This window comes from Algoriphagus locisalis, assembly GCF_900116615.1.
In the GTDB taxonomy this organism is placed as follows: domain Bacteria; phylum Bacteroidota; class Bacteroidia; order Cytophagales; family Cyclobacteriaceae; genus Algoriphagus; species Algoriphagus locisalis.
This window is the reverse complement of the sequence record NZ_FPBF01000001.1, coordinates 670,770-696,663: the sequence shown is the minus strand read 5'-3', so window position 1 is coordinate 696,663 and position 25,894 is coordinate 670,770. Positions and strand designations below refer to the sequence as shown.

Below are 25,894 nucleotides of genomic sequence, written 5' to 3'. Positions count from 1 at the left end.
CTTAGTGGATCGCCTACTCTGGATCTATGACATTTTTACGTCGTCCAAATCTACCTGGTTTTGCCGGTTTCGGCTCAGAGGTAGCATTAGGCTCGGTTGGCTTTTTAGCTTCTACAGGTTTGGGCTTAGCTTCTTTTGGAGATTCAGGATTAGAATTTTCTCTTCGAGGAAAAGGCTTTCTATTGCCACCAGAACCTGATTTTTTATTCTTATTAAATCCGGATTTTTTCTTTGAACCAAAGTCAGACTTGCCTTTGGAAGCAGTTCCCGTATAAGTAGGTCCAGCTTCAAAGCCCTCAGGTAGAGACATCTGGGTGATTTTCATCTCGATCAGCTTTTCTATATTATCAAACTTGTATTGATCTTTAGGATTTACAAAAGTGATCGCTTCGCCTTCCATATCAGCTCTGGCTGTACGACCTACTCTATGCACGTAATCTTCAGGATCAGATGGCGTATCGTAATTGATTACCAATTCGATTCCTACCACATCTATCCCTCGTGAAATAATATCTGTACCAATCAGGATTTTAACTGACTTGTTTTTGAAAGCAGACATAATCTTTTCGCGCTCAACTTGCTCAAGATCAGAGTGAAAAGCCTCGATTTCAAATTGCTTTCTTAGAACTTTATAAAGTGACTTTACCTTATCCTTAGTTGAAGCAAAAATTATCACAGCTTCGTAAGCTTTTTGAGAAAGTATATTTCTAACCAATTCCTCCTTCTGAGTATCATACACAGAATACATGGATTGTGTCACTCCCTTTGCTGTTTTCCCAATTGCAATAGATATCTCAGCAGGGTTATTCAAAAACTTCATACTAAACTGCCTGATCTTAGGTGGCATAGTAGCAGAGAAAAGTACTGTTTGACGATCTTTAGGAAGGTAATTGACGATTTTCAGAATGTCATCTGAGAATCCCATATCCATCATTCTATCCGCTTCATCAAGAATCAAATGCTCTAGCGTAGAAAGATTGATTTTTCCGCCGGCTAGTAAAGCTATCAGACGTCCCGGCGTAGCAACGATAATTTCAGCGCCGGTTTCCAAGGCTTTCTTTTGTTGTTCCCAGACGATGCCATCACCACCTCCATAAATCGGAATCGAACTGATTCCTAGGAAGTAAGCAAACCCTTGGATTTGCTGATCGATCTGAATAGCAAGTTCGCGCGTCGGAGCTAGAATAAGCGTATTCAAGGTGCTCGTTCCGTTCTTGCTAATCTTGTTTAGAATGGGAAGTATAAATGCTGCGGTCTTACCGGTACCCGTCTGGGCACAAGCGATAAGATCCTTATTTTCCATGATGACCGGAATGGCCTTTTCCTGGATTGGAGTTGGTTTTTCAAAACCCATTGCGTCCAGTCCTTCCTGAAGCGAGGTTTCGAAATTAAATGATGAGAAGTCCAAATTGAGGTGTGTGAAGTATTGTAAAAAGAAGACGCTAACTTTTACGTCTTGCCAAATATAGCCCCTAATTGTACAGAAAGACAAATAGTTGGGCTCGTCAAGATACAAAGACTCCTCAGCATTACAAATAAAAGGTAACTGCTAACCCCTATAAAAGTCTATGAGCTGTCTCAGTAATTCAATTGTGAAAGAATAATAAGGCTAATTATCTTCAAGAATGAATAAAAACATCAAAATGACTCCAACTATAAAAACACTCCCTGAAACCTTACTAATCGGCAAAAAAGTTAGAATGAACTTCCTGAATGATAAGACTCAAGAACTTTGGAGATCATTTATGCCACGAAAAAGGGAGATTCTAAAAGGCATTGGAACTGACTTGTATTCTGTAGAAGTGTATGACTCACTTTCTTATTTTGAAGCTTTTTCCCCTGCCAATGAATTTGATAAATGGGCTGCAGTAAAAGTTGCTGACTTTGAATTTGTCCCAAATGATTTGGATACACTCACCATACTATCAGGACTTTATGCTATTTTTAGTTTCAAAGGTCTGGACAGCGAAGCTCCAGCCATGTATCAATATATTCTGGGGACATGGCTTCCAAACTCAGAATATCAACTTGACCATAGGCCTCATTTTGCGGTGATGGGAGAAAAGTACAAGAATAATGACCCGGATTCTGAAGAAGAGTTTTGGATTCCAATAAAACCCAAGATTTAATAGTATCAGAAAATCTCATTTAGACCGACCTAGCAAAAGGGTGTACTAATTTGATTCTGAAAACCCAAGTTCTATCATTTTATCCTTTTGATTTGTCGGAATTATTATATTTATCCGGTTTCCATTCGTGCAAAAACATGCTTCGCAACCTTGTTCAACTCCATCTCCAGTGATTGATATTACTCTTGCTCCCTTCACTCCTTGATCCAGCAAGTAATCCGCAACAGCTTGCATGGTTTCCTCATCAGCGTCGTTAGAATTTGTATTCCATGGATCAGAACATCCAGTTTGATCCCAATAGAATTCTAACTGATTTGTTGGTGCATCCTCATCTTGACAGCTTTGAAGAAAAAAAAGAAGAAGTAATGGAAGAGCTAAATAGTATTTCATTTTGAGCTTTTGTATAAAAACGAAAAAAAAGGCCAGACGCTACAGTCCAGCCTGATATTTTTACCCAAAAAGCTTCTCCAAGATCTTATAGGTGATCAAGTAAGTAGGCCTTACTCCTTCCATTCCTAAAGCTCCTGAAGCCAAAGTACTTCCTGTTTCAAGCGGGTTATCCGATGCATAATAAGCATAAAGAACTTTCACATTGGATCGGATTGATCTTCGGATTTTGGAAGCGGATTGAATCGCTTTCTGGTAATGCGCTCCTTCCATTTCCAGTCCTACAGCCTTCCAGGATGACTGCATAAAGTAGGTCAGAATGTCCTTATTCTGAAGCGAAGTTCCCAACACCGAAATCATAGGTCCTGAATAAACTCCCAAGCCATAACCTTCGAAGTCTGCTTTTTTGAACTCATTCTTAAAAGGATAGTTATCCGCAGTTCCTTCGAATACATGGGCATTTGGAATCATCAGATCACCTTTGCCTCCGTATAGAATCCCGGCTTTTCCCATGATCGAAGTGGAAACTACATCCAGAGGAATCTGCTTTCCATCTTTATTATAAGGCTTTAACAATTCATCAAAACATTCATACGCCTGCTCTCCAAAAGCATAATCCATCACCACAAACACTGGACGCTTAGCTTTTTCCTTCGGTAACTTCACCCCTGGAATTAATTCATCCTTTTCCAAAAGTGCCGTATCAATGATCTGAGCCCCTATATTAGTTCCTGATTCGTCTGGCAAATTGATAAAACCATGCTTCACCGCATATTTATCTATAGCCTCTCCTTTATTGTTTTTGGCTTTGACAGAAATGTCCATCACTACATTTTCCAATGCTTCGTAATCTTTCAGATTCAGCAACTGCGTACCATAGATGGTGTTGACAACCGAGTGAAGATTGGCAGAGATGATGTGGATCGGACGCTTCAGCAAATCGTGATCATCCAGAGCGATCTTGATTCTCCTCGCCCACATTTCTCCATAAACGTGATGACCGATGCGCTCTCTTAGCGTCGTAGAAAAAGATATTTCCCGGTCTAGGTTTTTCGTGGCTTCTTCTTGGGCTAGTTTGCCCATATGGTAAACAATCGAGAAAAGACTGTTGGAATTGCTGCTTTTCTCAAACTTATCCACGGCCTGGATAGTCTCCTCATAGGTTCTCCCGATCAGATGACTTAAGTAAGCGCTGGCGGATTCTTTTTCAAACTCCTCTCCCGCTGCTTCTTTCTGCACAAACTCCTCCAGCATCAACCAGTTGGTAGAAATCTTACCCTTTGGATCCGTGCTGTTATTATAAATCTTGTTTGACTCTATGTATAAAAACGTCAAGTGAGTCAAAATATCGTAAATATCTGAGCGACCTCGGGTCATCTCCACATACATGATATGCTCGTCCAACCGGTAGCAATTCCGCTTACGTTTGGCTGGGACTATCGCATCAAGCTTTGAAGTCTCGTAGCCTTCCCGACTGATCAGACGAACAAATCTACATTCCTCTATTCCTCGGGGCAATCGCTCCATCACATAAAGCAATCCATCCAATTCGATCTTTTCATTATCCGTCACCAACCCATAAATCTCTGGGCTCAAGACGCGTAAAGCATCTACCAGACTTTCACCGGATACCCCCATGGGTTTGTAACTTCCCCGGGTAAAAAGGTGTCTCATCGTAATGTACAATCGCTCGATAGCGGCTCTGGACTCGTGTGCTCTAGTTCTTTTCATAAGTGCAAATGGGTTTTGCAAGACAAAAATAGCGAATACTATTTTAAGCGTTCCGCAAAAAATCCTTTCAGCTTGTTTACTTTAGGTTGAATCACAAACTGGCAATAAGGCTGCGCTTGGTTTTGGTTGTAATAATCTTGATGAAAATTCTCTGCGGGATAGAAATTGGAGAACTCTGTAATTTCTGTCACGATCGGTCTGTCAAACAACTTAGAATCATCTAATTGAGACCTAAGATCTTTGGCAATATCCCCTTGAATTGCGCTGTGGTAAAATACTACTGATCGGTACTGAGGCCCTAAATCAGATCCTTGTTTGTTCAGTGTAGTTGGGTTATGTATAGCCCAAAAGATTTCAAAAAGCTCAGCTAAGGAAATTATAGCAGGATCAAAATAAACCTGAATCACCTCTGCATGTCCGGTGGTTCCGGTACAAACTGCCTCGTAAGTAGGGTTCTTCACCATTCCTCCTGCAAAGCCTGATACTACTTTAACGACTCCTATGAGTCTCTGAAAAACAGCTTCTACACACCAAAAACACCCAGCTCCTAATGTTATTAATTCTAATCCCTCTGGAATATTCAACTCTGTTTTCGGAAGTTGTATCTCCTTTTCCATCTTGGGTTTTAAGCGTGTTATGAGATGCGCTGATTTTAAATCTGTGGTTTTTTGGGAGCTATTTTCTTCCCTACGATAGGATGATTTCCATTGCTACTAGGCTGCTCAAGTATGTCAAGTAGGCCCTCTTTTTCCATCAGCTTAAACTCAACCTGTAGTTCATCCAAAAATCTCTCCCAATCTTCGGGATACATTTGCTGTAGGGGTTCTTCAGCGAAAAAAGTCTTGTTCTTTTTCTGTCTTATTACTTGTAGGATAGCCGTTCGGAGTACTTCCATAAGCAAACCTATTTACAAACCATCACAAAAGCAGGTGGAAGGTTTTTCAGTGTAAAACTGGTACTTACATTAGCAAAGTGCTTTTTAAACAGGTTTTTCAACAGATAGGAATAGCATATCTGAATAAAATACCCACTTTGATTTAGCGCAATTTTGGAATTGGAGAGGATAGCGTCTTTTACCTCAGGTGGTATAAAACTAAATGGCAATGAAGATAAAATATAATCTACTTTTCTATTTTCCAGGTAGTTGGCAATGTTCTCGGCAGAGTCATTGATGATACGGACATTTTGCTGCGGAAACATCTTTTCCATGGATTCACAAAATGACTTACTGATCTCAAAAACCAAAAGCTCGGCATCTGGGTCCATACGATCCACTATTCCCTGAGTGATACTTCCGTCTCCACCGCCAAGCTCTACAATAAGTTTGGCACCTTGCAGTTTGGTATGTGATAACATTTTATTCACCAATGCCTTGGAACTGAAAGTCACCGCTCCAGTAGTGCTTAAGTTGCTGTATAGTTCCAACAACAAATCTGATTTACCCATATATAATTTAATTCTCTCCTTGAAGATACCTGATTTTGCCCTATCTTTTCGGACTTCACCCAAAAAGTTAACGCACAAATATGGCCCAAAAGGCTGAAATTCGATCTAAACTTCCAGCAAAAATTCAAACTACGCTTAGTAGTTTCTGGAGTATGTCCCTGATTTTCTCGATTTTAATGCTACTGTTGAGGATAGCTGAATTGACTCTAATTTTCCGCACACATCCTATCAACCTGAGTTTTGGTGAGGTAATTGGCTACAGTTTGTATGAAGATGTTACCTGGATTCTCTACTTTCTTGGGCTACTATTTATTTTTCATGTAATCAATAGCTTATTCTCACTCAGCTTTGCGAAGTGGTTTACTAAATCTTGGTTGGTAGTAGCTTTTCTCGTTCACTCAGCACTTTTATTCTATTTCAATAAGACTTTCGTTCCTCTTGGAAATGACCTATTTGCTTACAGTTTTGATGATATTGTCCTTACGGTTAGCTCTTCGGGCCAACTCAATGTTTTGAGCATAGGCGGTGGAATTCTCGCCTGTGTAGTCCTTTTTTATCTACTATACTTTGCAAATAAAGCACTGAATTTCAGCTTAAAAAAATCACTAGCCTTTACCATTGCCACTTATTGGTTTGTGTTGTTATTCTACTTCATTCCCATCAGTGACCCTGAAAAATTTAATGAAACGAAAAACAATATTCAACTAAATAAATCAAAGTATCTTTCTGAGCAAGCATTTGAATACTTTGTTTATAGTAATGAATACTATTTTGATTTCTATCTGAGATCTAAAAACGAAGGACTCATTGTCAAAAAGGAATATACTGATCCTAACTATCCTTTTTTGCACAGCGCGGATTACCCTGATGTATTGAGCCCATATTTCGATAGCCTTTCTACTCCTCCCGATATCGTGTTTGTGTTAATTGAAAGTCTAGGAAAAGCCTATTCTGGGAAGGATGCATACTTAGGCAGCTTCACTCCCTTCTTGGATTCTCTTGAGTCCCATAGTCTGGTCTGGACCAATGCTATTTCCACTACAGGAAGGACATTTGGAATTCTACCGGGTATTTTAGCTGGTCTTCCCTATGGTGAAAGTGGTTTTATGGAATTAAATGATAACTACCCAAATCATCAAACACTTATAAGTGTATTAAAATCAAATAATTACGAACCGTCATTTTATATAGGCGGAGACGAAGATTTTGACAAAGAGTCCGACTTTTTAAAAGCCCAAAAACTAACTAGACTTTTTGATCAGGATGATTTTGGAGATGAATATGATAAAATACCATCTAATAATGGGTTTAGTTGGGGGTATTCAGACAAGGCCCTTTACCGGTTTGGTATGACTACTTTTGAGATGGAGCAGGATAAACCTCAGCTTAAAATTTTTCAAACTTTGACCTCCCACGATCCATATTTAGTGCCTGAGCGGGAGTTTTATTCTAAAAAGTTCGAAGAACATCTTGAAAATTATCTGAACCTTTCCGAGGCTAAAAAAGCTGAATACAGAAATTATCAGGATATCTACATGACACTTCTTTATGCAGACGATGCCGTGAAGGATTTTATCAATTCGTATAGTAGGAAACCCGAATTTGCCAACACCATCTTTGTGTTTACAGGCGATCATCGTCTTCCTGAGATCCCCATGGCTTCCAGACTGGACCGCTTTCACGTTCCGCTAATTATATATTCTCCGCTGATCAAGAGGCCGTCTTATTTCAAAGGCTTGGTAAGTCATTTTGAGGTGACACCTTCTTTGCTGGCTTTTTTAAATAGCCAAGTGGGAATAGAAATTCCTCAGCAAGAAATTTGGATGGGACAGGTTTTGGATACTTCCAGAGTATTCCAATCCCAAATAGCCATGCCGTTAATGCGAAATAAAAACCAGCTAATGGAGTATTTGGATGGTGAATACTTCCTATCGGATGATCAGCTATTCGTTATCTCCGATGGCCTAAACATAGATCCGATTGAAGATCAAAATATTAAAAATAAATTGAGGGGAGAGTTTGAGGATTTCAAAAACAAGAATAATTACATCATTCAAACGAGAAAGCTTTTACCTACTGATAACTAGCTGGTTTTCTTTCTTTTTCTCATAAGTTTTTTCTAAAACCTGTGAAAGTAGAGGATAATAGTAGTTCCAATAAAAACTCTCCCGGTCATTGAAATTGCTAATAAGATGAAACCCTCTCCAAAGGCTAGGTAAACCCAAAAAATGAGGTGAACCCATGGAGTCCTTCAAATCTGAAAAATCCCCCGCAAAATAGTAATATTGTGCACCTCCTATATCCTTAATGACTGCCGCGGGAAAAAACCTCGGCAAGCCCATCTCCCGTAACTTTTCCTTTCCAAGTTCGGAAGGATCAATATCATAATAAGAAATCACCTGATAATCACGCTCGATGAGCACCACATCAAACCAATCTGGATAAGGTACAATTTCAGGTAACTTAAAGCCATGTTGATTCATGCGTTGGGTACGGATCTTCGGAGTTTCTCCAACATAATCTACCCCATTGGTAAAAACTTCCACCGTACTATTTTCATGCACAAACACAATTCCAGGACCAGGTGAAACCCAGGTATTTTCATGCTGTTCTAGGTACTGACTAATAAGCCACTTGGGGATATTTTTATTGACAGTAGTATCCAATTGATCAAAATATCTTCCAATCCATCCTGTCCATTTGATCCCCATCAAATTTTCAAATTCGGTTCGAATCCCTACCGAGGTTGGGGAAGCCATAGTGTTGAATTCTGCTACTATAGTTTTATTCTGAGCGACTACTTCTCTTAGCAGATTTATATCACCTCGGTTTAATCCTCCATAAATCTTCTTGGAAAACTCTTCTGAATTCCCCTCTTTAAAATCATTTTCAAATACACCGTAAGTATCTGTCAAGAAGAGTACATCGAGTTCATTTGCTTTCTCTACTATCTCGTTTTCAGATAGTTGATTGAAGTCTCTGAAAGTCCCAAATGAAGCAGAAGTATCCGGATAAAAGCCCATGTAGTCTCTCTCTTTCTGATAAAACTCCCCATCCGAATTCTTGAATTTCAAATGCTCCAACGTCCAGAAAATTGATTGATGCTCTTGGTAACTATCCGAAGGAACAGTTTTGTCTATGATCAAAACTTCCAGCTCTTTGGATGGATAGATCAGCCATAATAAATAGCTAAACAGGGGAACAAAAATCAAAACAAACAGAAAAGGAAATATCCTTCTAAGCGAGATGATCGATTCTTGTGTGAGTAGCTTTTTCATCAAAATCTATATTCAACTCCCAATGAAAAATTGAAGTTGTTTCTAAATCTATCCGGTCCTAATTCATCGCGGCTATAGCCCGTAAAAGCATACACCATAAAACGGTCTGTGAGCAATTGCTGGTATCCTGCCCTAGCCCGGTAGGAATTCAAAAGTTGGGTAGGATCACGGGTTTCCTCGTCAGGAGAAACTCCAGTGCTCAATTGCATGGAGAAAAAATCCTCTCCTGTTTTGAAATAATACCGAGCCTGCAAGTTTCCCGAAGTTCCTAGGCTATTTCCCGTTCCTGGAATCAAATTCCCACGGAGATTAAACCACCAATTGCCTACATATTTTCCTACTGAGGCGGTGTAGATGTAGGTAGCTTCAGCAAACTGTAAGTATCGAAATCCACCTTCTACTTCCCATGCTTTGGGAAGGTTATAATAGACTGATGCACCCAATCGGAAATCGGGAAAGAAACTTGCTGAAGATCCTCCTACATTGACATATGCATAGGCTTTTTTGCCCAATGAAGGATAAGCATCTAATTCAAAAAGCATCCCATTGTCATCAAATCTGGACGATTGAGTCACCCTGGCTATTAATGTTCCAGTAAGATTTGTGCGGGTTCTCGCATAAAAGGAAAACGTGTTCCACGGGGTCAAATCACCTTCAAAGGAATCATAATCGTAGGTCATTCCCACAGCATTATTCCGTCTGAGGCGCTGCAAGGTTTGCATGTAATCAAGCAAATCTTCATTCTTGTATTTCTTCTCAAAAAGATCCTCGGCGATATCATAAGCTGCGTTGTAATCCTCTTTATAGTACAAAAGCCTAGATTCCTTATATCTCAATCCCTCTGGGAGTGGCGTTCCAAAGTTTTGTCTAGCCTTGGCTAAAACTGTGTCGGCTTTATCGTATTGCTCAGCCCAGGACAAATTATCCAAATAGGCTGAATACCCATCCTCATAATCAGGAGAAGCAATAATGGCACGCTCAAGGTAGATAGATGCTGAATCGTTTTTGCCTTCCCAAGCATAGCTTCTGCCCACCAAAATCAAAATATCCGCATAATCAGGATACTGTGAGAGCGCCCTGAAAGCTATTTTTCTACCTTCTAAATAGTTACCATCCAAAATCAGCGTTCTGGCATCCACAAGCAATACATCCGGATCAAATGAATCCTGAGCCTTTACGCTTAAAGTTAGAGCCATAGATAAAAATAGAAGTATAAGGGCTTTTTGCATGCTGTTAAGAATTTAAAGTAATTGGCTCAATATTCTTTTTATCCTCTGATTTTTTAAAGCCAGTTCGGATCATTTGGCCCCAGCCTCCTTTTCCTTTGATAAAATCCCAATGTCCGCCTAATCCCCAAAAAACAATCTTTGGGTGGATAAACATAGGCTCAAGGAAAACGGTCATTATCAACTTATTGAGATCTTTTTTATCCTTGTAATTATTATATGAAAGCTGCTCATACAGTATGCTAAAAGAGGAAACTAGTATGGATAGCAGATACAGAACAATAAACAACGCGATGAAATAGAATGCAGAGAAATCGCCGATAACAATCAGAATAAAGGTATAGATGACACCAAGTAATTCCAGAACGGGGGCCATTTTCTCATATACATTCCAATAAGGATAAGAGACCATTCCTAACGTCTTGTAATTTGGATTCATTCGGATCACTCTGTGAAGTTGTAAGGTTTCGATTGTACCACGAATCCAGCGGTTACGCTGTCTGGAGAGCACTGCCTCATCTTCAGGTACTTCTGTCCAACAAAGCGGATCAGGTACAAATCCTACCTTATAGGGCATATTACGCTCCTCCATGTAGCGGCGCATCCGTACCACCAGCTCCATATCTTCGCCAACAGTCTTTGGGAAATACCCTCCTACTTCTACCACCAATTCTCTATTGAAAAATCCAAAAGCTCCAGATATCAGCATCAGGCCATTCACTCTGGTCCAGGCCATTCTCCCCATCAAAAATGCTCTACAGTATTCAATCACCTGAAATCTTCCCAAAAGCGTGGTCGGAACTCGATAAGAAGTCACTGTACCATCCTGTACATCACAGTTATTGGCAATTCCTATGGCTCCACCCACAGCTATGACTTTTCGGTTCGTCTCCTCCATAAAGGGACGTATCATTCTGGTGAGGGACTCATGGGAAAGAATGCAGTCCACATCGATGCAAGCCAATATTTCCTTTGAAGACACATTGATACCGGCATTTAAAGCATCTGCTTTTCCACCATTCTCTTTATCAATAACTACAAGTCTGCTGTAAGAGCGATTATTGGACTTGTAAATACCACGAACCGGAGCCGCATCAATTTCCTCATTGTAAGCAAAATCAGTGATTTCCAATTCAAATGCAGTGATGAGTTTAGCTAGGGTATCGTCTTTGGAACCATCATTGATGATGATTACTTCGAATTTCCCATAGTGTAGAGAAAGCAGACTTTTGACATTTTGGACAATCGACTCTCCTTCATTGTATGCAGGAGCTAAAATTGAAACACCCGGAGCGATCGGAGATGTGATAATGTCCTGATAGTCCGCAAATCTATTTTTCCTTCTATGATCCCGCATTTCAAGTGCACTCAGAATCATAATCAACACATAAATGAGGATTACAGAGAAGCTAAGGAAAAAGAATATAGCTCCCAACACTTCCATGATCAGATAAAACAGGAAACTATACATCTGCTAAAAGTGGGTCTGAAAGGTGACTGTTGATTGTTTGGGTGTCTGCAGTAGAATCAGCTTTTACAAACCCTATATAGCTTGCTTGATCTAAACTTTGAAGGCTTTTCAGCAATGTCATCTTGAGTCTAAATTTCGGATTCTCAGCTAGTAAATCCAAAATAATCCTGGCAGACAGCTCGTCTCCAATACTACCAGCTGCCTTTGCTGCCATGGTTACTAATTGCGTATTTTCTGATTTCAGGCTTGCATTTATCAACTCTGTATGACTTGGTACTCCCAAATATTCGAACGCCTTTATAATCTCGATCTTCTCTTCGTCAGCGACGTTCGCAAACTTTTCTTCCAAATGAGCCAACAAATCTACCCTTCCGATCAATCGAACTAATTTGTAGCCAAACAATCTAATGCTTTGATTTTTTGAATCGAACAAATTCTCAATGTTCAATTCCCTGTTTGCGTGTAAATATTTAATGATCCGTAAATAATTCATTTGTTGCCATCTGGAAAGCGGAAAAGCCTGATCCCGGAGAAATGAAAGATCAATATGTTCGGATAGATTTAGCACCGTAGCCACAGCTTGTGAGCGAATATAGAAATTAGGAGAATTCACATGCTTCTTGACTTCTTTCAGCGCCTCACTCAAATCCATCTCATTCACTTCCACCAAACCTGTCACCACCTTATCCCATTTGGAGCTTTTCAGCTTATTTATGGTCACTTTGTCCAAGCCCAATCTTTTGTAGAGCGCTTTTAGCTTTAGCTTAAAATCCCCCTTCATCTTCTTATTTAGCGCTAATATTCGGTCCACGAGAACCTGATTGTACAGCGGTTTTTTAAGCTGTTTGGCAGGGAAACTTTGATGAAGTTCCTCATCACTCAGTGATTCTAATTCTTCCAGACTTTTCTCAAATAAGATCTCTGAAAGTGGGCCTATCACCTGCTCATCGTACTGGGTTTGCAATACTTCCTTCCTGTTTCTTCTTGCTTTGAAAATCAGCATAAAAAGGATCATTGCAAGTGCAAAAATAAAAAAGAGGGTGATTATGATGGTAACAGCAAATATTTTGTAGTCACCAAAATAGGCGTATGTTCCAGTCAAGGAGGGTGAATACCGTTCTCTATTAGCCAAAGAAATCAGATCCTTGTCGGTTAAATTACTGGGCGTTTTTGCTAAAATATCATTGTTGCGAAGGAGGTTTGAAACAAACTCTAAAGCAGCAGAGTAGGTATTCTGATCCTTATAAATCAAAAATTGAATAGCTGCAGCAACAGAATCCGACTGCAAAAGGCTGTCTTTAGCAGCAAGGGCGGCAGCATATTCAGAGAATAGCCCAATTTTGGAATTCGAAATCAAAACACTGTCAACTGCAATCCCAGTCGATTCATCAATCAAGTAAAACTCCAAGCCAAGAATTTCGCCCTGATTGACTAAAAAATCCACAAATGAAGCCGAATCAGGCAATACTTGCTCTTCCTGACCTAAAACCTCTTCGGTTTTGATCATCAAAAAAAATAAGAACACAAGTAGTAAGGCCCTTTTACCTTTCATGTATTAGGATCTGAGAATTCGTTTAACACGAATAGCAAGCTCATTCGGGTTAAACGGCTTAGGAATAAAATCTGCCACACCTAGGTTGAATGCTTCCAGGACAATTTTTTCTTCTTCACCTAGGGAGCTCAGCACGATTATAGGCGTCTGTGGCTTCGTTTTTATCGCATGATGGATTATTTCAATTCCATTTTTGAAAGGAATCATGACATCGGTAATGATTAGATCGAGGGTTTCCCTATCAATCGCAGCAATGCCAGCATTACCATCTTTTACTAAGACCGTATCGTATCCATCCTTTTTCAAGCGAAACTGAACTAAACTAGATATAAGCAAATCATCCTCAATGATCAGGATTTTTTTCATTTTTTTAGGGGTGATACTAGTGTCAAATATAAGATCTTAAGTGTAAAACAACAGCGAATTAACCAGTCAAATAAAATCTCGGAATGAAGGATGTTTCTTGAAGAGTTAAAATCGCATTTCAAATCCAATATCTTGCCATTGATCAAATAATAAGGGTTGAAAAATAATTCCAAAAGGATTCCGAAATCCCTTTTATTAGCTTGCTTTTCTATTATCAACCATCAATCTAGAAGTGATTGGCTCTGTCAAACCTTGCAAGAAGAAAACAGTTCTCAGCTTCAATCATTCTAATTTATTCAAAACCAAATCAATCATATGAAAAAACCACTACTGTATGCGGGTGTTTTTTGCATCATGGTTTCCGGATTATTTTCTTACACTTCAGCTCAAGCTCAAAGTGATCCTACGGGTAAGAAACCGATCACAGACACCTATGCAATAACCAACGCAACTGTCTTCACTTCCCCAGGACAAGCTGGGGTAAAAGCCACTGTTCTCATTAAAGATGGACTGATCCAAGGAGTTGGAAGTAACCTTACGCTACCAAAGGAAACAAAAACCATCGCAGGTGATTCTCTGTTTATCTACCCTGGATTTATTGCTGGGGCAAGCGATGTAGGGATCACCAGACCAAAGGATCCAGATAGACCGGATGACTTTGTATCCTCAAATCCACCAGATGAAATCGCAGGAATCACCCCATGGAGATCTGCAGTTGATCAATTTTCCATTAAAGACAGTAAAGTTGACGACCTTAGAAAAGTAGGATTTACAGTAGCTCAAATCACCCCTGATGGAGGAATGATAGCCGGCAAAACTGCAATAATCCTTCTGGGATCTGAAAACTCTACCAACCTTTTAAAAGAAAACACTGCCCTTGCGGCAAATTTTAGAGGTTCCAGAGGCATGTATCCAGGAACAGCAGTTGGTGTAATGGCCAAATTCCGTGAAGTGTATGACAACACAAAGCTAACTTCAGAAAGATCCCAGAAATACAGCACAGTAGCTGGACTAAAGCGTCCTGAGATCACCCCTACCTACAGTGCTATGCAGGAAGTTACCTCTGGTCAAATACCTGTGATGTTTACGACTTCTTCAGAATTAGAGATCAGAAGAGCGATCAACCTTCAAAAAGAAAAGGGATTTAAACTGGTTTTGACTGGCTTGGAAGAATATGAAGGTGTGCTGGACGTGATCAAAGCATCTGGAGCTGCTGTATTGGTCAAATTGGAAATTCCTGACGATAAGGCAATCAAAGCAATGAAAGACGATGCCTCCGAGGAAGTGAAGGCTTTGAATGCTAGAGTGAAAAAAGCATACGATGACGCCATTGCTCAAGCGTCTAAATTGGAAGAAGCTGGAATTCCTTTTGCATTCTCTACAGTAGGTGTGAAATCTGGGGATATCATGAAAGCACTTCAGAAAATGATCGAAAATAGCCTTTCTGAGGAAGCTGCACTTGCTGCATTGACTACAAACCCAGCTTCAATCTTGGGATTGTCTAAAGTGGCTGGATCTATTGAAAAAGGAAAAATGGCAAACTTGATTTTGAGTACTGATTCATTATTTGCAGAAGATTCTCAAATCAAGCATGTGGTAGTAGATGGTATCATTTTCGACTATGAGACAAAGCCTAAAAAGAAAGCCTCAACAGGAGGTAATAGTGATGGATCTGTAAAAATTGATGGCAACTGGGAATATACTTCAGAAAGCCCTGCTGGATCAGGCACTGGGGTATTAGCTATTCAAAAGGATGGTACTAGCTATACAGGAACTATCACCTACGACGACCCATCTGGATCCGGTAAGGCAACTGCTCCTATCAGCAATGTAGTTTTGGATGGTAGTAGTCTATCATTTTCTTTTACTGTCACTGCAAATGGAATGGAAATACTGGTAAATGTAACCGGTGAAGTAAGTGAAGGTAGCTACGACGCCACTATGTCAGTCGGAGAATTTGGATCATTTCCTTTCAATGGCACACTCACTCCAACTCTAATCGCAAACAAGTAAAGACATGAAAAAAGTAAATTATTTTCTTGCCGCTCTGTTGGGTCTGAGTATTCAGTTTGCTTCAGCTCAAGTGAAAAAAGGCAGTGTATTGATAAAAAACGCAACCGTGCTTACGGTTACTGAGGGAACTCTGGAAAATTCAGATGTTCTCGTTCAAGATGGCATTATAAAGAAAGTAGGTCATAATCTCAATGCTCCGAATGGAGTGACGACTATTGATGCTACAGGAAAATACCTTATGCCAGGTATTATAGATGCGCATTCTCACCTAGGTTTGGATGTGGTAAATGAAGCCACTTCGCCGATTGTAGCTGAGGTAAGAATGAAAGACGTGGTCAATCCCTATGAAGTAGGCATTTATCGTGCATTAGCAGGTGGAGTTACTATCTCACACGCTATGCATGGTTCAGCAAATGTGATTGGTGGCCAGAATGCTACTTTAAAACATAGATGGGGATCTACAGATCCTGCAGACATTATCATGCAGGAAGCTCCTCGCACCATCAAGTTCGCTTTGGGTGAAAACCCTACTAGAGTACATGGCAGAGGTAATGGTATCCAGCCACGCACCAGAATGGGTGTAGAAGCGATTCTTCGTAATGGATTCAATGAAGCAATACAGTACAAGAAAGCTTGGACTGAATATAATGCAGCATCTTCTCAAAAGGGAAGCACCGCAATGGCTCCAGTCCATAACGAGAGACTTCAAATCCTTTCGGATATTCTAGATGGTAAGATCATCATTCATTGTCACTCTTACCGTGCTGATGAGATCTACATGCTCATTAACGTAGCTAGAGACTTTGGCATCACTAAATTGGTTTTCCAACATACGAATGAAGGCTTCAAAGTGGCTCCGGAAATTGCGGAATATACCATGGGTGCATCAGTCTTTGCTGATTGGTGGGCTTACAAATTCGAAGTGTATTACTCTACTGCATACAATGCAGCGATTCTAACTGAAAACGGTGCTATTACTTCAATCAACTCTGATGATGCGGAACTGATCCGTCACCTTTACCACGAAGCTGCGAAAACCCAGCGTTATGGCGGAATGACTGACGAGCAAGCACTTTCGATGATCACCATCAACCCAGCAAAGCAATTGGGAATTGCTGATAAAGTAGGATCTATAGAAGAAGGTAAACAAGGTGATTTGGTGATATTTGAAGGACATCCCCTTTCTTCTTACGCTGTACCTCAAATGACTTTTGTAGATGGGGTGAAATATTTCGACATCAAAGAAGATGCTGATGATCAACGTATGAAAGTTAGCCCAACCGAAATGGTGGAGCCTGTCATGGTCTATGGAGGTCACGACAGCAGATGTATGCAGGATACAGAGCATTTATTTGAGACTACAGAATCACTTTTCCTTTTAAATCAATAATCACCCGCAATTAAAGAAGACATGAAAAGACTAAATAAAATCTTTATCGCCTTCCTCTTTGCCTTGTTGCCCATGATGGCAATGGCTCAGATCGACGGGGAAGTTATTAAACCAAGACCAGGTAAGTTCTTACTTCAAAATGCGACGGTGGTTACCATCACTAAAGGAGTTTTAAATAATACCTCAGTGTTGGTTGAAGATGGAAAAATCAAAGAAGTCGGTACTAATATTTCCGCCGATGGCGCTGAAGTTATAGACTGCAGTGGGAAATTTATTTACCCTGGAATGATTGATGGAGGCACCAAACTTGGTTTGGTTGAAGTAAGCTCTGTACAGGAAACTGTGGATTATGCAGAAATAGGAAACTTCTCTCCGAATATGCAGGCATTGACTGCTGTGAATCCTAACTCAGTTGCTATTCCAGTGACAAGAGTTTCAGGTGTTACCACCGTACTTACCTATCCTTCCGGAGGACTATTTCCAGGAACAGCTGCTTTGATCAATCTTAACGGCTACACGCCAGATCAGATGTATGCAGGTTTTAAAGGAATCGTGATGAACTTTCCTAGCTCAGGACGAAGAGGAAGATACGATCGTAGATCTGATGAGGATATCAAAAAGGCGAATGAAAAAGCCTTGAAGGAAGCCAATGAACTTTGGGATAAAGCAAAAAGCTACGGAGCACTCACTGAAGATGGTGCAGAGCTGGATTATTACCCTGAAATGGCTCAGCTGGCTAAAGCAACTACTGGCGAGCTTCCTCTTTTGATAGAAGTAAATACTGCTGCTGATATTCAGGCAGCTATCAAATGGGTGGAAGGAAAAGGAGCTAAAGTAATCTTTACCGGTGTTTCCGAAGGCTGGAGAGTAGCTGATGAAATCGCAAAAGCAGGCATTCCAGTTGTAACTGGCCCTATTCAAGCTTTGCCTACACGTGAATCTGACAGATATGATACACCTTATGCAAATGCTGGTAAAATGGCAAAAGCTGGTGTAAAAGTGGCGATCAGAACAGATGGTCAGGAAAACGTAAGAAACCTGCCTTTCTTTGCAGCTTTTGCGGCGGCATATGGAATGGGCAAAGAAGAAGCTTGGAAAGCCGTTACCATCAATCCTGCTGAGATCTTTGGCTTAGGTGATCAATATGGATCTGTGGAAGCTGGTAAGATTGCTAACCTAATTGTTGCAGATGGTGATCCATTCGAGACCAAAACCAACATTATGCATGTATTTATTGAGGGCTACAGAATGCCACTTTCTAATCGTCAAATCCGCTTATACCAAGAGTTCCTAGAGCGTTCTCCTGGATTGAAGGTCAATTAATTTTTAAAAACAAATCAATTAAAACCACAAGAAGAGTCTGGAGATTGGGCTTTCCTTGTGGTTTTCTTTTATTTTGCCTCTGTTATGCAAAGAATATATATCCCAGTTGTACTATCCCTGATTACAGTTTTATTTTCCTGCCAAGGCAAGGAAAATAATGAAGAAGTAAGTAAGCTAATTGAAGCAAAAAGAGCTGAAGTCGCACCCGATAAACGCGTTGCTCTTTGGGACTTAACTTTTGAAAATGATTCCCTGAAAGGAGAAACTGATCAGCCAGAGGCGCTGGAGTCCTTGATTGAAGAATTCCAGTCCCAGCAAATCAAGTTTACAGATGCCGTTTTACGCTTGCCGGATGCGGATTTAGGAGAAAAAACCAAAGCTTTGGTAACGATCTCAGTTGCCAATATCCGAAGCAACCCAAAGCATTCGGCAGAACTTGCAACGCAAGCGCTTATGGGGACACCTCTTAATGTTCTAAAACAAGACGATGGTTGGTTTCTAGTTCAAACTCCAGACGGTTACCTTTCCTGGGTGGACAGAGCGGGCATTCATTTGATGACTGAAGCTGAATTAGAACACTGGTACCGTGAGCCAAAAGTAGTTTTCACGTCCTTGGTAGGCTACGTTTGGAAAAGTGAAGATCAGACTGAAATGGTCTCTGATTTAGTTGCCGGCGATATTTTGACCATTGCAGAAGAAACCAAAGATCAATTGAAAGTCAATCTACCAGATGGACGTCAAGGTTGGATTTCTTCTTCAGAAGCTCAGGATTGGGAAAGCTGGATTGCATCCAGAAATACTTCCCCTGAAGCATTAATTTCAACTGCAAAACAAATGATGGGAACTCCCTACCTCTGGGGTGGCACATCCATCAAAGGGGTAGATTGTAGTGGATTTACTAAAACGATTTATTACCTCAATGGTCAAATTATTCCCCGCGATGCTTCTCAGCAAATCAACGAAGGTGAGCTAGTCGATACGGATAAAAACTGGGAAAAACTTCAAGTTGGGGATTTACTCTTTTTTGGAGTAAAAGGCACTCCCGAGAAAAAAGAACGGGTAGTACACGTGGGTATGTGGATAGGAAATGGTGAATTTATCCACTCCCGTGGATTGGTGAGAATCTCAAGTTTTGACCCGGAAAACCCTAATTATGACGAATACGAATTGGGAAGATATTTGAGAACAAAGAGAATTGTTAATGTACCTTCCGAAAACGTCTTATCCGTTACTGAGCTTTTAACCACCAAGTAATTATGTCTATAACCAAATCATTTTTCGCAATTGCCGCAACACTTTGTCTAGGTTTTGCTGCAAATGCACAACAAGTCACTGGGTTTTTTCCACAGGATAAACCCAAAGAAGCTAACCTGGAGCAGGAATATTTGAAAGCTGTGAATTATGAAAGCTTCAAAGTTCATTTGAAAGAACTGACTAAAGCCCCTCACATCGCAGGAACACCGGAAAATGAAGCTGTAGCAGCATACATGACTAAAGTGATGAGTGATGCCGGAATGGATGTAACCTCCTACCCTTACGACGTCTATTTGCCAAATCATCCTGGAGAGTCACTGTTGGAGATAATTTCACCAGAAAAAATGACACTATCTCAGCAGGAAGGTCCAATAGAAGGAGATCCATTTTCTACAGACTCAAGACTTTACAAGGGATTTAATGCCTATTCAGGATCTGGAGATGTGACCGCCGAAGTCGTTTATGCCAATTATGGCGTAAAAGCTGACTTCGAGAAACTTGCCGAAATGGGAGTTGACCTAAAAGGAAAAGTGGTAATCGCACGATATGGAGGGAATTTCCGGGGCTTTAAGGCAAAGTTTGCAGAGCAATATGGTGCAGCGGCTCTTATTATTTACACTGACCCAAAGGATTCCGGATTTGGAAGAGGAGATGTGTATCCAGATGGTCCGTTCTATAATGAAACCACCATTCAGCGGGGTTCATTACTGACTTTGGATTACACTGGCGATCCTCTGACTCCTTTTGAACCAGCACTTCCTTTGGATGGAGATAAAAAAGTGAAAAGGTTGGACCCTAAAGATGTGGCATTCCACACCATTCCTGTTTCCCCGATTGGATATGGAGCGGCTAAAGAGATTTTGAGCAGAATGAAAGGCTCCTCTGTTCCTGAAGGATGGCAGGGCGGCTTGCCTTTTGACTACAGACTAACTGGCGGATCAGACTTGAAAGTACGGGTGAAAGTAGAGCAGCCAGTAGATTATATCCGGGCAAATAACATAGTTGGCAAATTCGAAGGAAGTGAATATCCTGACGAATGGATCATCCTAGGTAGCCATTACGATGCCTGGAGTTTTGGAGCTACAGACCCTAACTCAGGAACTGCAATGATGCTGACTTTGGCCGAAGCTTTGGGAGAATTGATCAAAAATGGCGAACGTCTAAAACGATCCATACTAATCGGGCACTGGGATGCAGAAGAGCAAGGAGTGATCGGTTCTACCGAATGGGTGGAGCAATTTAAGGACGAATTGGGAGCCAAAGCAGTGGTATATATGAACTTTGACGCAGCAGTATCAGGAAGAAACTTTGGAGTTTCAGCTGCACCAACTCTGAAAAATCTCATTATAGAAGCAGCCAAGGAAGTGGATTATCCAGATTCTGCAAAGACTGTGTATGAAGTTTGGGCCGGAAAAAATGAGGAGCCTAGAATCGGAAATCTTGGTGGAGGTTCAGATCATATCGCTTTCTATATGTATGCCGGAGTACCTAGTCTAAGCGGCGGTACTGGTGGTACTTCAGCATATCATTCCAACTACGACAACTTTCATTATTACAGCAAATTTGTAGATCCTACTTTTAAAATGGGTGGCACTCTGGCTTCTGTGATTGGCATTCTTACTTTACGCATGGCAAATGCTACTATCATTCCTTATGATGTTCCTAGATATGCACAAGATCTGAGAGTGCATTTTGACAACGCGGAAAAGTCTGTTAAAGAAATGGATTCTTCATTTGAATCATTTGACAAAGTGGATTTAGCTATTAAAAAGCTAAAATCCAGTTCAGAGGCTTATGAAAAAGCGATCAATCAAGCATTGTCTTCCGGGACTCTTTCGGATAAGCAAATCGGCAAACTCAATAAGGAACTAATCAGCCTTGAAAAGAGCTGGATCGATCCTAAAGGGATGTACTTCGGCAGTTGGTACAGATCGCTATATGTTAGTACAGATCCATTCTCAGGATACGCTTCCTGGATTTTGCCCGGCATCAAATACGAGGTGGAAACCAATTCAACGGAACGCCTGGAAGAATGGGATACCCGTTATTCTAAAGCAATTCTAGACTTAAGTAAGAAAGTTGAGGATATGAGTAAAAGTTTGAAATGAGATTTTAGTCATTAGAGATTAGACTTAAGAAAAGGGCTTAGATTGATTTCTGAGTCCTTTTTTCGCTGTAGAAGGTTGGTTTTATCTTGTTATATGCTTATTTTAGACTAAGGTTTTTTCCTATCTAGCTTTTTAATTTAGTGAGCAAAATTTTTATGACAAGCAACGATCTGATCAACACAAATTTTGAAAATTGGGTATTCACAATCCGAGGCGTGTCAGTGATGATTGATCGTGATCTAGCTGAAGCGTATCATGTAGAAACAAAAGCACTGAACCAGGCTGTAAAAAGAAATATAGAGCGTTTCCCCAAAGAGTTTCGATTTCAGCTTAATAACAATGAGAAATCAGAACTAGTCACAAATTGTGACCGGTTGAATAATCTTAAGCATTCAACCTCGCTACCATTTGCTTTCACAGAACAAGGTGTTGCAATGATTTCGGCTGTACTCAAAAGCCATACAGCCGTTCAAGTCAGTATTCAACTAATGAACGCTTTTGCAGAAATGCGAAAGGTCATTACAAATAACATTAGGATTGTGCAGAGAATGGATTTACTAGAACTAATACAAATCGAAGCTGATCAAAAATTTGAGAAGATTTTTAAAGCTCTGGAGAATGAACCTCCAATGCCTTCTCACGGTATATTTTATGATGGTCAAATCTTTGAAGCTTATGCCTTTGTCTCCACGTTGATCAAAAAGGCTCAGTCACATATTTTACTGATAGACAATTACATAGACGAGTCTGTACTTGTACTTCTTTCTAAAAGAAATCCACGCGTTAAGGTGGATTGCTATACGCATACGATAAGCCCACAGCTAGAACTGGATTTGAAAAAGTACAATTCCCAATTTGAGCCCCTCAATCTCCATGAACTCAAAAAATCCCACGACAGGTTCCTTATTCTAGACGGTAAAGAAATGTACCACTTCGGAGCTTCAATAAAGGATTTAGGGAACAAGTGGTTCGCCTTTTCTAAAATGAGTAGTGAAACAACTCAGTTTTTGATAAAGTTAGGTCTAGTACAATTATAATCTGTTTTCAAAAATGTGACCATCAACTTTTTAAAATTAAGTTAAAATCAAACTAAACTCTTTGTAAAACACATAAAAATAAAGTATATTCCTTCATTGAATTTTAAATCTAATCATCATGGAAGGTATTTATGTAGGCTTGTTTTTTATTGCAATTGCCATCGCGGTCAAGTTCTATCCCGGCTTATTGGCGGGTTACAATAGATTATCTAGCAGAGATAAAGAAAATGCTGTCGCAAATGGACTACCTACCTTTGCTTCCATTGTTTTTGGAGCTATGGGAGTGATTAGTATAGCAGGTTATTTTGCTTCAGTTTGGTTTAATAATCCATCTTTAAGTAAAATATTCATATTACCGACAATAGTTGGAATGATAGTCCTGATCGTTTTTGGAAATATACTTGTGAATAATCGAGTGCGTTAATTATAGCCAAATCGATGTGTGAATTGATTTTATAAAAAAACGGCCTTGGAACTTAATCCAAGACCCTTTTAACTTTTTTAGCAAATCTAGTTTACAGCCGAGGCAGCATTTAGATTACCATAGCCATATTCTGAGCTTTTGGATGGATACAAATCAGCAGTAGATTTCATTTTGTTAAGCACCTGGTCCTTAGTCCAGCTTGGATTTTTTGCCCAAACTAATGCTGCAATACCTGACGCTGTCGCGGTGGCTACTGACGAACCACCAACTGTGGAAGGATCGTTACTATAGAGTGCAGTCGTCAAAGGCTTAGTGTTTGACCCGGCACGTTCCATGATCACCGTAAACTCAACCTGAGAACCTGAGTGACAGGTATCGCATCGCTGATATCCACTGCCTTCCTTCACTCCTGTGACAGCCACAGTTTCAGACATGGTAGCAGGAAAAATCACTCCTACCCAATTCGTAAACGTAGTAGAAGTTCCAGCTGCCGCAAATATCAATTTCCCACGATTGTTCGCATATCGAATCGCATCAGCGACTTTAGAATTGGAAAACAAATCCCCAATAGACATACTGATAATTTTCACATCAGATCTTTTGCCTAGAAGTACCAAAGCCTCAGTTACGCCATCTTTCTCATTACCTGAATTGAAGATTACATCACTGGTTCCACGTACGCTGATAAGATTTGAATTGTAGGCTACACCTACGGCATTTCCAACTGTATTTCGTGGAGATGCAACCACACCTGCCATGGCTGTTCCGTGGCCACATAGATCGTTTGGTCCATCATATTTTTTCCACCACAGGTAGCCGGTTTTATAGGTGCCAAATTTTTGAACAGTGCGTCCACTTGATTGACCACTGTTGAATAAGCCATTCAGTGAAGGTTGATCAGGTGATAAACCCGTGTCAATCACACCTACTGTAATGCCAGCACCAGTACTTTGGGTCCAAGCCTGAGAAATACCCATCTGATCATAGTTCCAAGAGGCTTTTGCCCCTGGTGCTACAATAGAAAAGTCTGACCCAGATATGGTTTGAGGCTCATTTTCACATCCCGAATCACTAGTGATTCTTGCATATTGGTTATCATTCAGAAGGCTATAATCAAACTCATAGCCACGTGGCTCGAAATACCTAACCTCTGACATATTCCTCAAATTTCGAAGCGCTTCAAGGCTAGAAACCCTTATTTCCAAATACGGCAAATCAGTATGGATTTCGGACTCTATTTTCGCTCTCAAATTTGGCGAAGTGGTTTTGCTGGAAACTTCAGTGATCATCCCGATGATTTTCCCAGCTGCTTCCTGCATTTCGGGACTTTCTACGGATTCCAATCCTATTCTTGCATTCGAGAGCTCCTTTTCAGAGGCCTGATAACCTATGGTAAGTACCGAATCACTTTGAATCAATGCACTCCAAACTAATTCATCAGACTGATTTCCCCAGATAAAATCACCTGATTCTCTCAAGGATTTGAGGATAATCTGATCAATTTCTGAAGAAGGAATTACTTCGGTTTTTGACTCTAACAACTCCGATTGGGAGACCGTTGGCTGCTCTTCTGTACTACAAGAGACTACAAATAGGGCGATAAAAATCAGCCCTAAAATCTGATAATTTTTTAAATGCTTCATAAAAATATTGGTTTTAAAAATTGATAATCAATAAGTTAAGAAAAAAGTAAATATCCGCAATGATTCCAGAAATCTTAATTTATCAGTTTGTCTGGCTGGAAAACCAAAGACCGAAGTCACCTCAATTCTAAAGTTTTACGTATTCAATATCGCTCTAGCATCCCTACTGGCAGAAAAGCGGATCTACAAATATTATAACAAAGTTTTAGACACTTGTTCGCTTAAATACTCCTTAAGTTCCTCACCTTCTTCCACTTTGACCTCGCCTGGCAAACCTAAAATAAACCTCGCTAAGCCAGGAAGCTGAGGGATTTCCCCCTGGAAGTAAAATTGGTTTCTATTCTTAATAGACATAAATGGACGAGCATTGGGATGCTCTTCCATCATTAATTGGTACGCTTTTTTACTGAGCTTTAATTTGACTTGAAACTTGTTTTTCCCTGTAAAACCAAACAACTGGGTTCCAGGTAATTGATGCTTGGGTTCAGATTTCCACTTCTCTTGGCTTAAAACAACCTCTCCTATTCTTTCAATTTTAAAGACCTTCATACTTTTGCTCGCAGGCTCAAAGGCATGAATAGTTTCGTAGTTTGAAGAAAAAGCAACAGGCTCTACCAAGCGGTCGCTCGTAGTATCAGAGCTGAGCGAATAGTAATCCTTCAGCCAAACTTGCTTTTTCTGCTGAATTCCAAGACCTATCTCATCTACCAACCTGCTGAGGTTTGCTTTGAACAATTGCTCGGTTCCCTGCTTCACCTCTGATCGGACATCCAGCTTTTTGATGATGGAGTCATGAAGCAAATTCCCTTTGCCCTGACTCTCTATCATAGATCGTAGCCATTGACTTTCCTCCTGGGAAAAAGTACCGTAATTAAGCGTCTGATCCATTCCAGGTTTTTGCTGGATTTTATATTTGCTGAATTCCTTTACTACCTCAAAACCAAGCGCCTCTAATAGCTTGAAATAGCGATAAATCGTACGCTCATCCGTTTCCAGCAATTCGGCAAGTCTGTGCACCGGCTTACCAATATTACTTTGCAAAAGATTTATCAATTTGAAAACACGAAGTATTTTTTGCTGCTCGATCTTTCCTGCCTGACTCATAGTAGATTGTGA

At 40.3% G+C, this 25,894-nt stretch carries 22 protein-coding genes; 9 read left to right on the top strand and 13 right to left on the bottom strand.

Annotated features, from left to right (window positions below; all coding sequences use genetic code 11):
- Window positions 1-13 precede the first annotated feature (13 nt).
- On the bottom strand, window positions 14-1,408 hold the full coding sequence (locus tag BM386_RS03040) for a DEAD/DEAH box helicase (RefSeq protein WP_091691569.1): 1,395 nt from the start codon (window positions 1,406-1,408) through the stop codon (window positions 14-16).
- A gap of 217 nt (window positions 1,409-1,625) precedes the next feature.
- Here BM386_RS03040 and BM386_RS03035 point away from each other — a divergent pair, with 217 nt between their 5' ends.
- Window positions 1,626-2,129 carry a GyrI-like domain-containing protein gene (locus BM386_RS03035; protein WP_244545443.1) on the top strand — a complete coding sequence of 168 codons (504 nt, stop codon included), beginning with the start codon at window positions 1,626-1,628 and terminating at the stop codon, window positions 2,127-2,129.
- Window positions 2,130-2,174: 45 nt separating this feature from the next.
- Here the strand turns inward: BM386_RS03035 and BM386_RS03030 are convergent, their stop codons facing one another.
- From BM386_RS03030 to BM386_RS03010, 5 genes are read right to left on the bottom strand one after another with little or no spacing between them, the layout of a single operon-like run.
- Complete coding sequence (locus tag BM386_RS03030; RefSeq protein ID WP_091691568.1) at window positions 2,175-2,519, bottom strand: hypothetical protein; 345 nt, start codon at window positions 2,517-2,519, stop codon at window positions 2,175-2,177.
- A gap of 60 nt (window positions 2,520-2,579) precedes the next feature.
- Window positions 2,580-4,247 carry a DUF6909 family protein gene (locus tag BM386_RS03025; protein ID WP_091691567.1) on the bottom strand — a complete coding sequence of 556 codons (1,668 nt, stop codon included), beginning with the start codon at window positions 4,245-4,247 and terminating at the stop codon, window positions 2,580-2,582.
- 38 nt (window positions 4,248-4,285) lie between these two features.
- Window positions 4,286-4,864: a peptide-methionine (S)-S-oxide reductase MsrA gene (msrA, locus tag BM386_RS03020; protein ID WP_091691566.1), complete on the bottom strand. Its 579-nt coding sequence runs from the start codon at window positions 4,862-4,864 to the stop codon at window positions 4,286-4,288.
- 35 nt (window positions 4,865-4,899) lie between these two features.
- A complete protein-coding gene (locus BM386_RS03015) occupies window positions 4,900-5,142 on the bottom strand; it encodes a hypothetical protein (protein WP_091691565.1) in 243 nt (80 codons plus the stop codon).
- A gap of 8 nt (window positions 5,143-5,150) precedes the next feature.
- Window positions 5,151-5,693, bottom strand: a complete 543-nt coding sequence (locus BM386_RS03010) for a class I SAM-dependent methyltransferase (protein WP_091691939.1) — start codon at window positions 5,691-5,693, stop codon at window positions 5,151-5,153.
- 80 nt (window positions 5,694-5,773) lie between these two features.
- Here BM386_RS03010 and BM386_RS03005 point away from each other — a divergent pair, with 80 nt between their 5' ends.
- A complete protein-coding gene (locus tag BM386_RS03005) occupies window positions 5,774-7,780 on the top strand; it encodes an LTA synthase family protein (RefSeq protein ID WP_091691564.1) in 2,007 nt (668 codons plus the stop codon).
- Here BM386_RS03005 and BM386_RS03000 read toward each other — a convergent pair.
- The 5 genes from BM386_RS03000 to BM386_RS02980 are packed head-to-tail and all read right to left on the bottom strand — an operon-like array spanning window position 7,763 to window position 13,586.
- A complete protein-coding gene (locus BM386_RS03000; RefSeq protein ID WP_091691563.1) occupies window positions 7,763-8,971 on the bottom strand; it encodes a hypothetical protein in 1,209 nt (402 codons plus the stop codon). The two genes, BM386_RS03005 and BM386_RS03000, sit on opposite strands and share 18 nt — an antisense overlap.
- A complete protein-coding gene (locus BM386_RS02995; RefSeq protein WP_091691562.1) occupies window positions 8,971-10,200 on the bottom strand; it encodes a YaiO family outer membrane beta-barrel protein in 1,230 nt (409 codons plus the stop codon). Before BM386_RS02995 ends, BM386_RS03000 begins: the two co-directional genes overlap by 1 nt.
- A gap of 4 nt (window positions 10,201-10,204) precedes the next feature.
- On the bottom strand, window positions 10,205-11,668 hold the full coding sequence (locus BM386_RS02990; protein WP_091691561.1) for a glycosyltransferase family 2 protein: 1,464 nt from the start codon (window positions 11,666-11,668) through the stop codon (window positions 10,205-10,207).
- Window positions 11,661-13,220, bottom strand: a complete 1,560-nt coding sequence (locus tag BM386_RS02985) for a HEAT repeat domain-containing protein (RefSeq protein WP_091691560.1) — start codon at window positions 13,218-13,220, stop codon at window positions 11,661-11,663. Before BM386_RS02985 ends, BM386_RS02990 begins: the two co-directional genes overlap by 8 nt.
- 3 nt (window positions 13,221-13,223) lie before the next feature.
- Complete coding sequence (locus BM386_RS02980; protein WP_091691559.1) at window positions 13,224-13,586, bottom strand: response regulator transcription factor; 363 nt, start codon at window positions 13,584-13,586, stop codon at window positions 13,224-13,226.
- 315 nt (window positions 13,587-13,901) lie between these two features.
- Here BM386_RS02980 and BM386_RS02975 point away from each other — a divergent pair, with 315 nt between their 5' ends.
- From BM386_RS02975 to BM386_RS02945, 7 genes are all read left to right on the top strand, one after another.
- The gene (locus tag BM386_RS02975) at window positions 13,902-15,599 is read left to right on the top strand and encodes an amidohydrolase family protein (protein ID WP_244545442.1); all 1,698 of its coding nucleotides are present in this window, start codon (window positions 13,902-13,904) and stop codon (window positions 15,597-15,599) included.
- A 4-nt stretch (window positions 15,600-15,603) separates the two neighbouring features.
- Window positions 15,604-16,989, top strand: coding sequence for an amidohydrolase family protein (locus BM386_RS02970; RefSeq protein ID WP_091691557.1), 1,386 nt, complete (start codon window positions 15,604-15,606; stop codon window positions 16,987-16,989).
- A 21-nt stretch (window positions 16,990-17,010) separates the two neighbouring features.
- Complete coding sequence (locus tag BM386_RS02965; RefSeq protein WP_091691556.1) at window positions 17,011-18,312, top strand: amidohydrolase family protein; 1,302 nt, start codon at window positions 17,011-17,013, stop codon at window positions 18,310-18,312.
- An 84-nt stretch (window positions 18,313-18,396) separates the two neighbouring features.
- Window positions 18,397-19,566, top strand: coding sequence for a C40 family peptidase (locus BM386_RS02960; protein ID WP_091691555.1), 1,170 nt, complete (start codon window positions 18,397-18,399; stop codon window positions 19,564-19,566).
- Window positions 19,567-19,568: 2 nt separating this feature from the next.
- Window positions 19,569-21,674, top strand: coding sequence for a M28 family peptidase (locus BM386_RS02955; RefSeq protein ID WP_091691554.1), 2,106 nt, complete (start codon window positions 19,569-19,571; stop codon window positions 21,672-21,674).
- A 155-nt stretch (window positions 21,675-21,829) separates the two neighbouring features.
- Entirely contained in the window at window positions 21,830-22,711 is an 882-nt protein-coding gene (locus BM386_RS02950) for an ORF6N domain-containing protein (protein WP_091691553.1), read from the top strand.
- 118 nt (window positions 22,712-22,829) lie between these two features.
- Complete coding sequence (locus tag BM386_RS02945) at window positions 22,830-23,135, top strand: DUF3784 domain-containing protein (RefSeq protein ID WP_091691552.1); 306 nt, start codon at window positions 22,830-22,832, stop codon at window positions 23,133-23,135.
- A gap of 86 nt (window positions 23,136-23,221) precedes the next feature.
- Here the strand turns inward: BM386_RS02945 and BM386_RS02940 are convergent, their stop codons facing one another.
- On the bottom strand, window positions 23,222-24,778 hold the full coding sequence (locus BM386_RS02940; RefSeq protein ID WP_091691551.1) for a S8 family peptidase: 1,557 nt from the start codon (window positions 24,776-24,778) through the stop codon (window positions 23,222-23,224).
- A 192-nt stretch (window positions 24,779-24,970) separates the two neighbouring features.
- Window positions 24,971-25,882 (bottom strand): helix-turn-helix transcriptional regulator, encoded by a 912-nt coding sequence (locus tag BM386_RS02935; protein ID WP_091691550.1) that lies wholly within the window; start codon window positions 25,880-25,882, stop codon window positions 24,971-24,973.
- Between the last annotated feature and the right edge of the window lie 12 nt (window positions 25,883-25,894).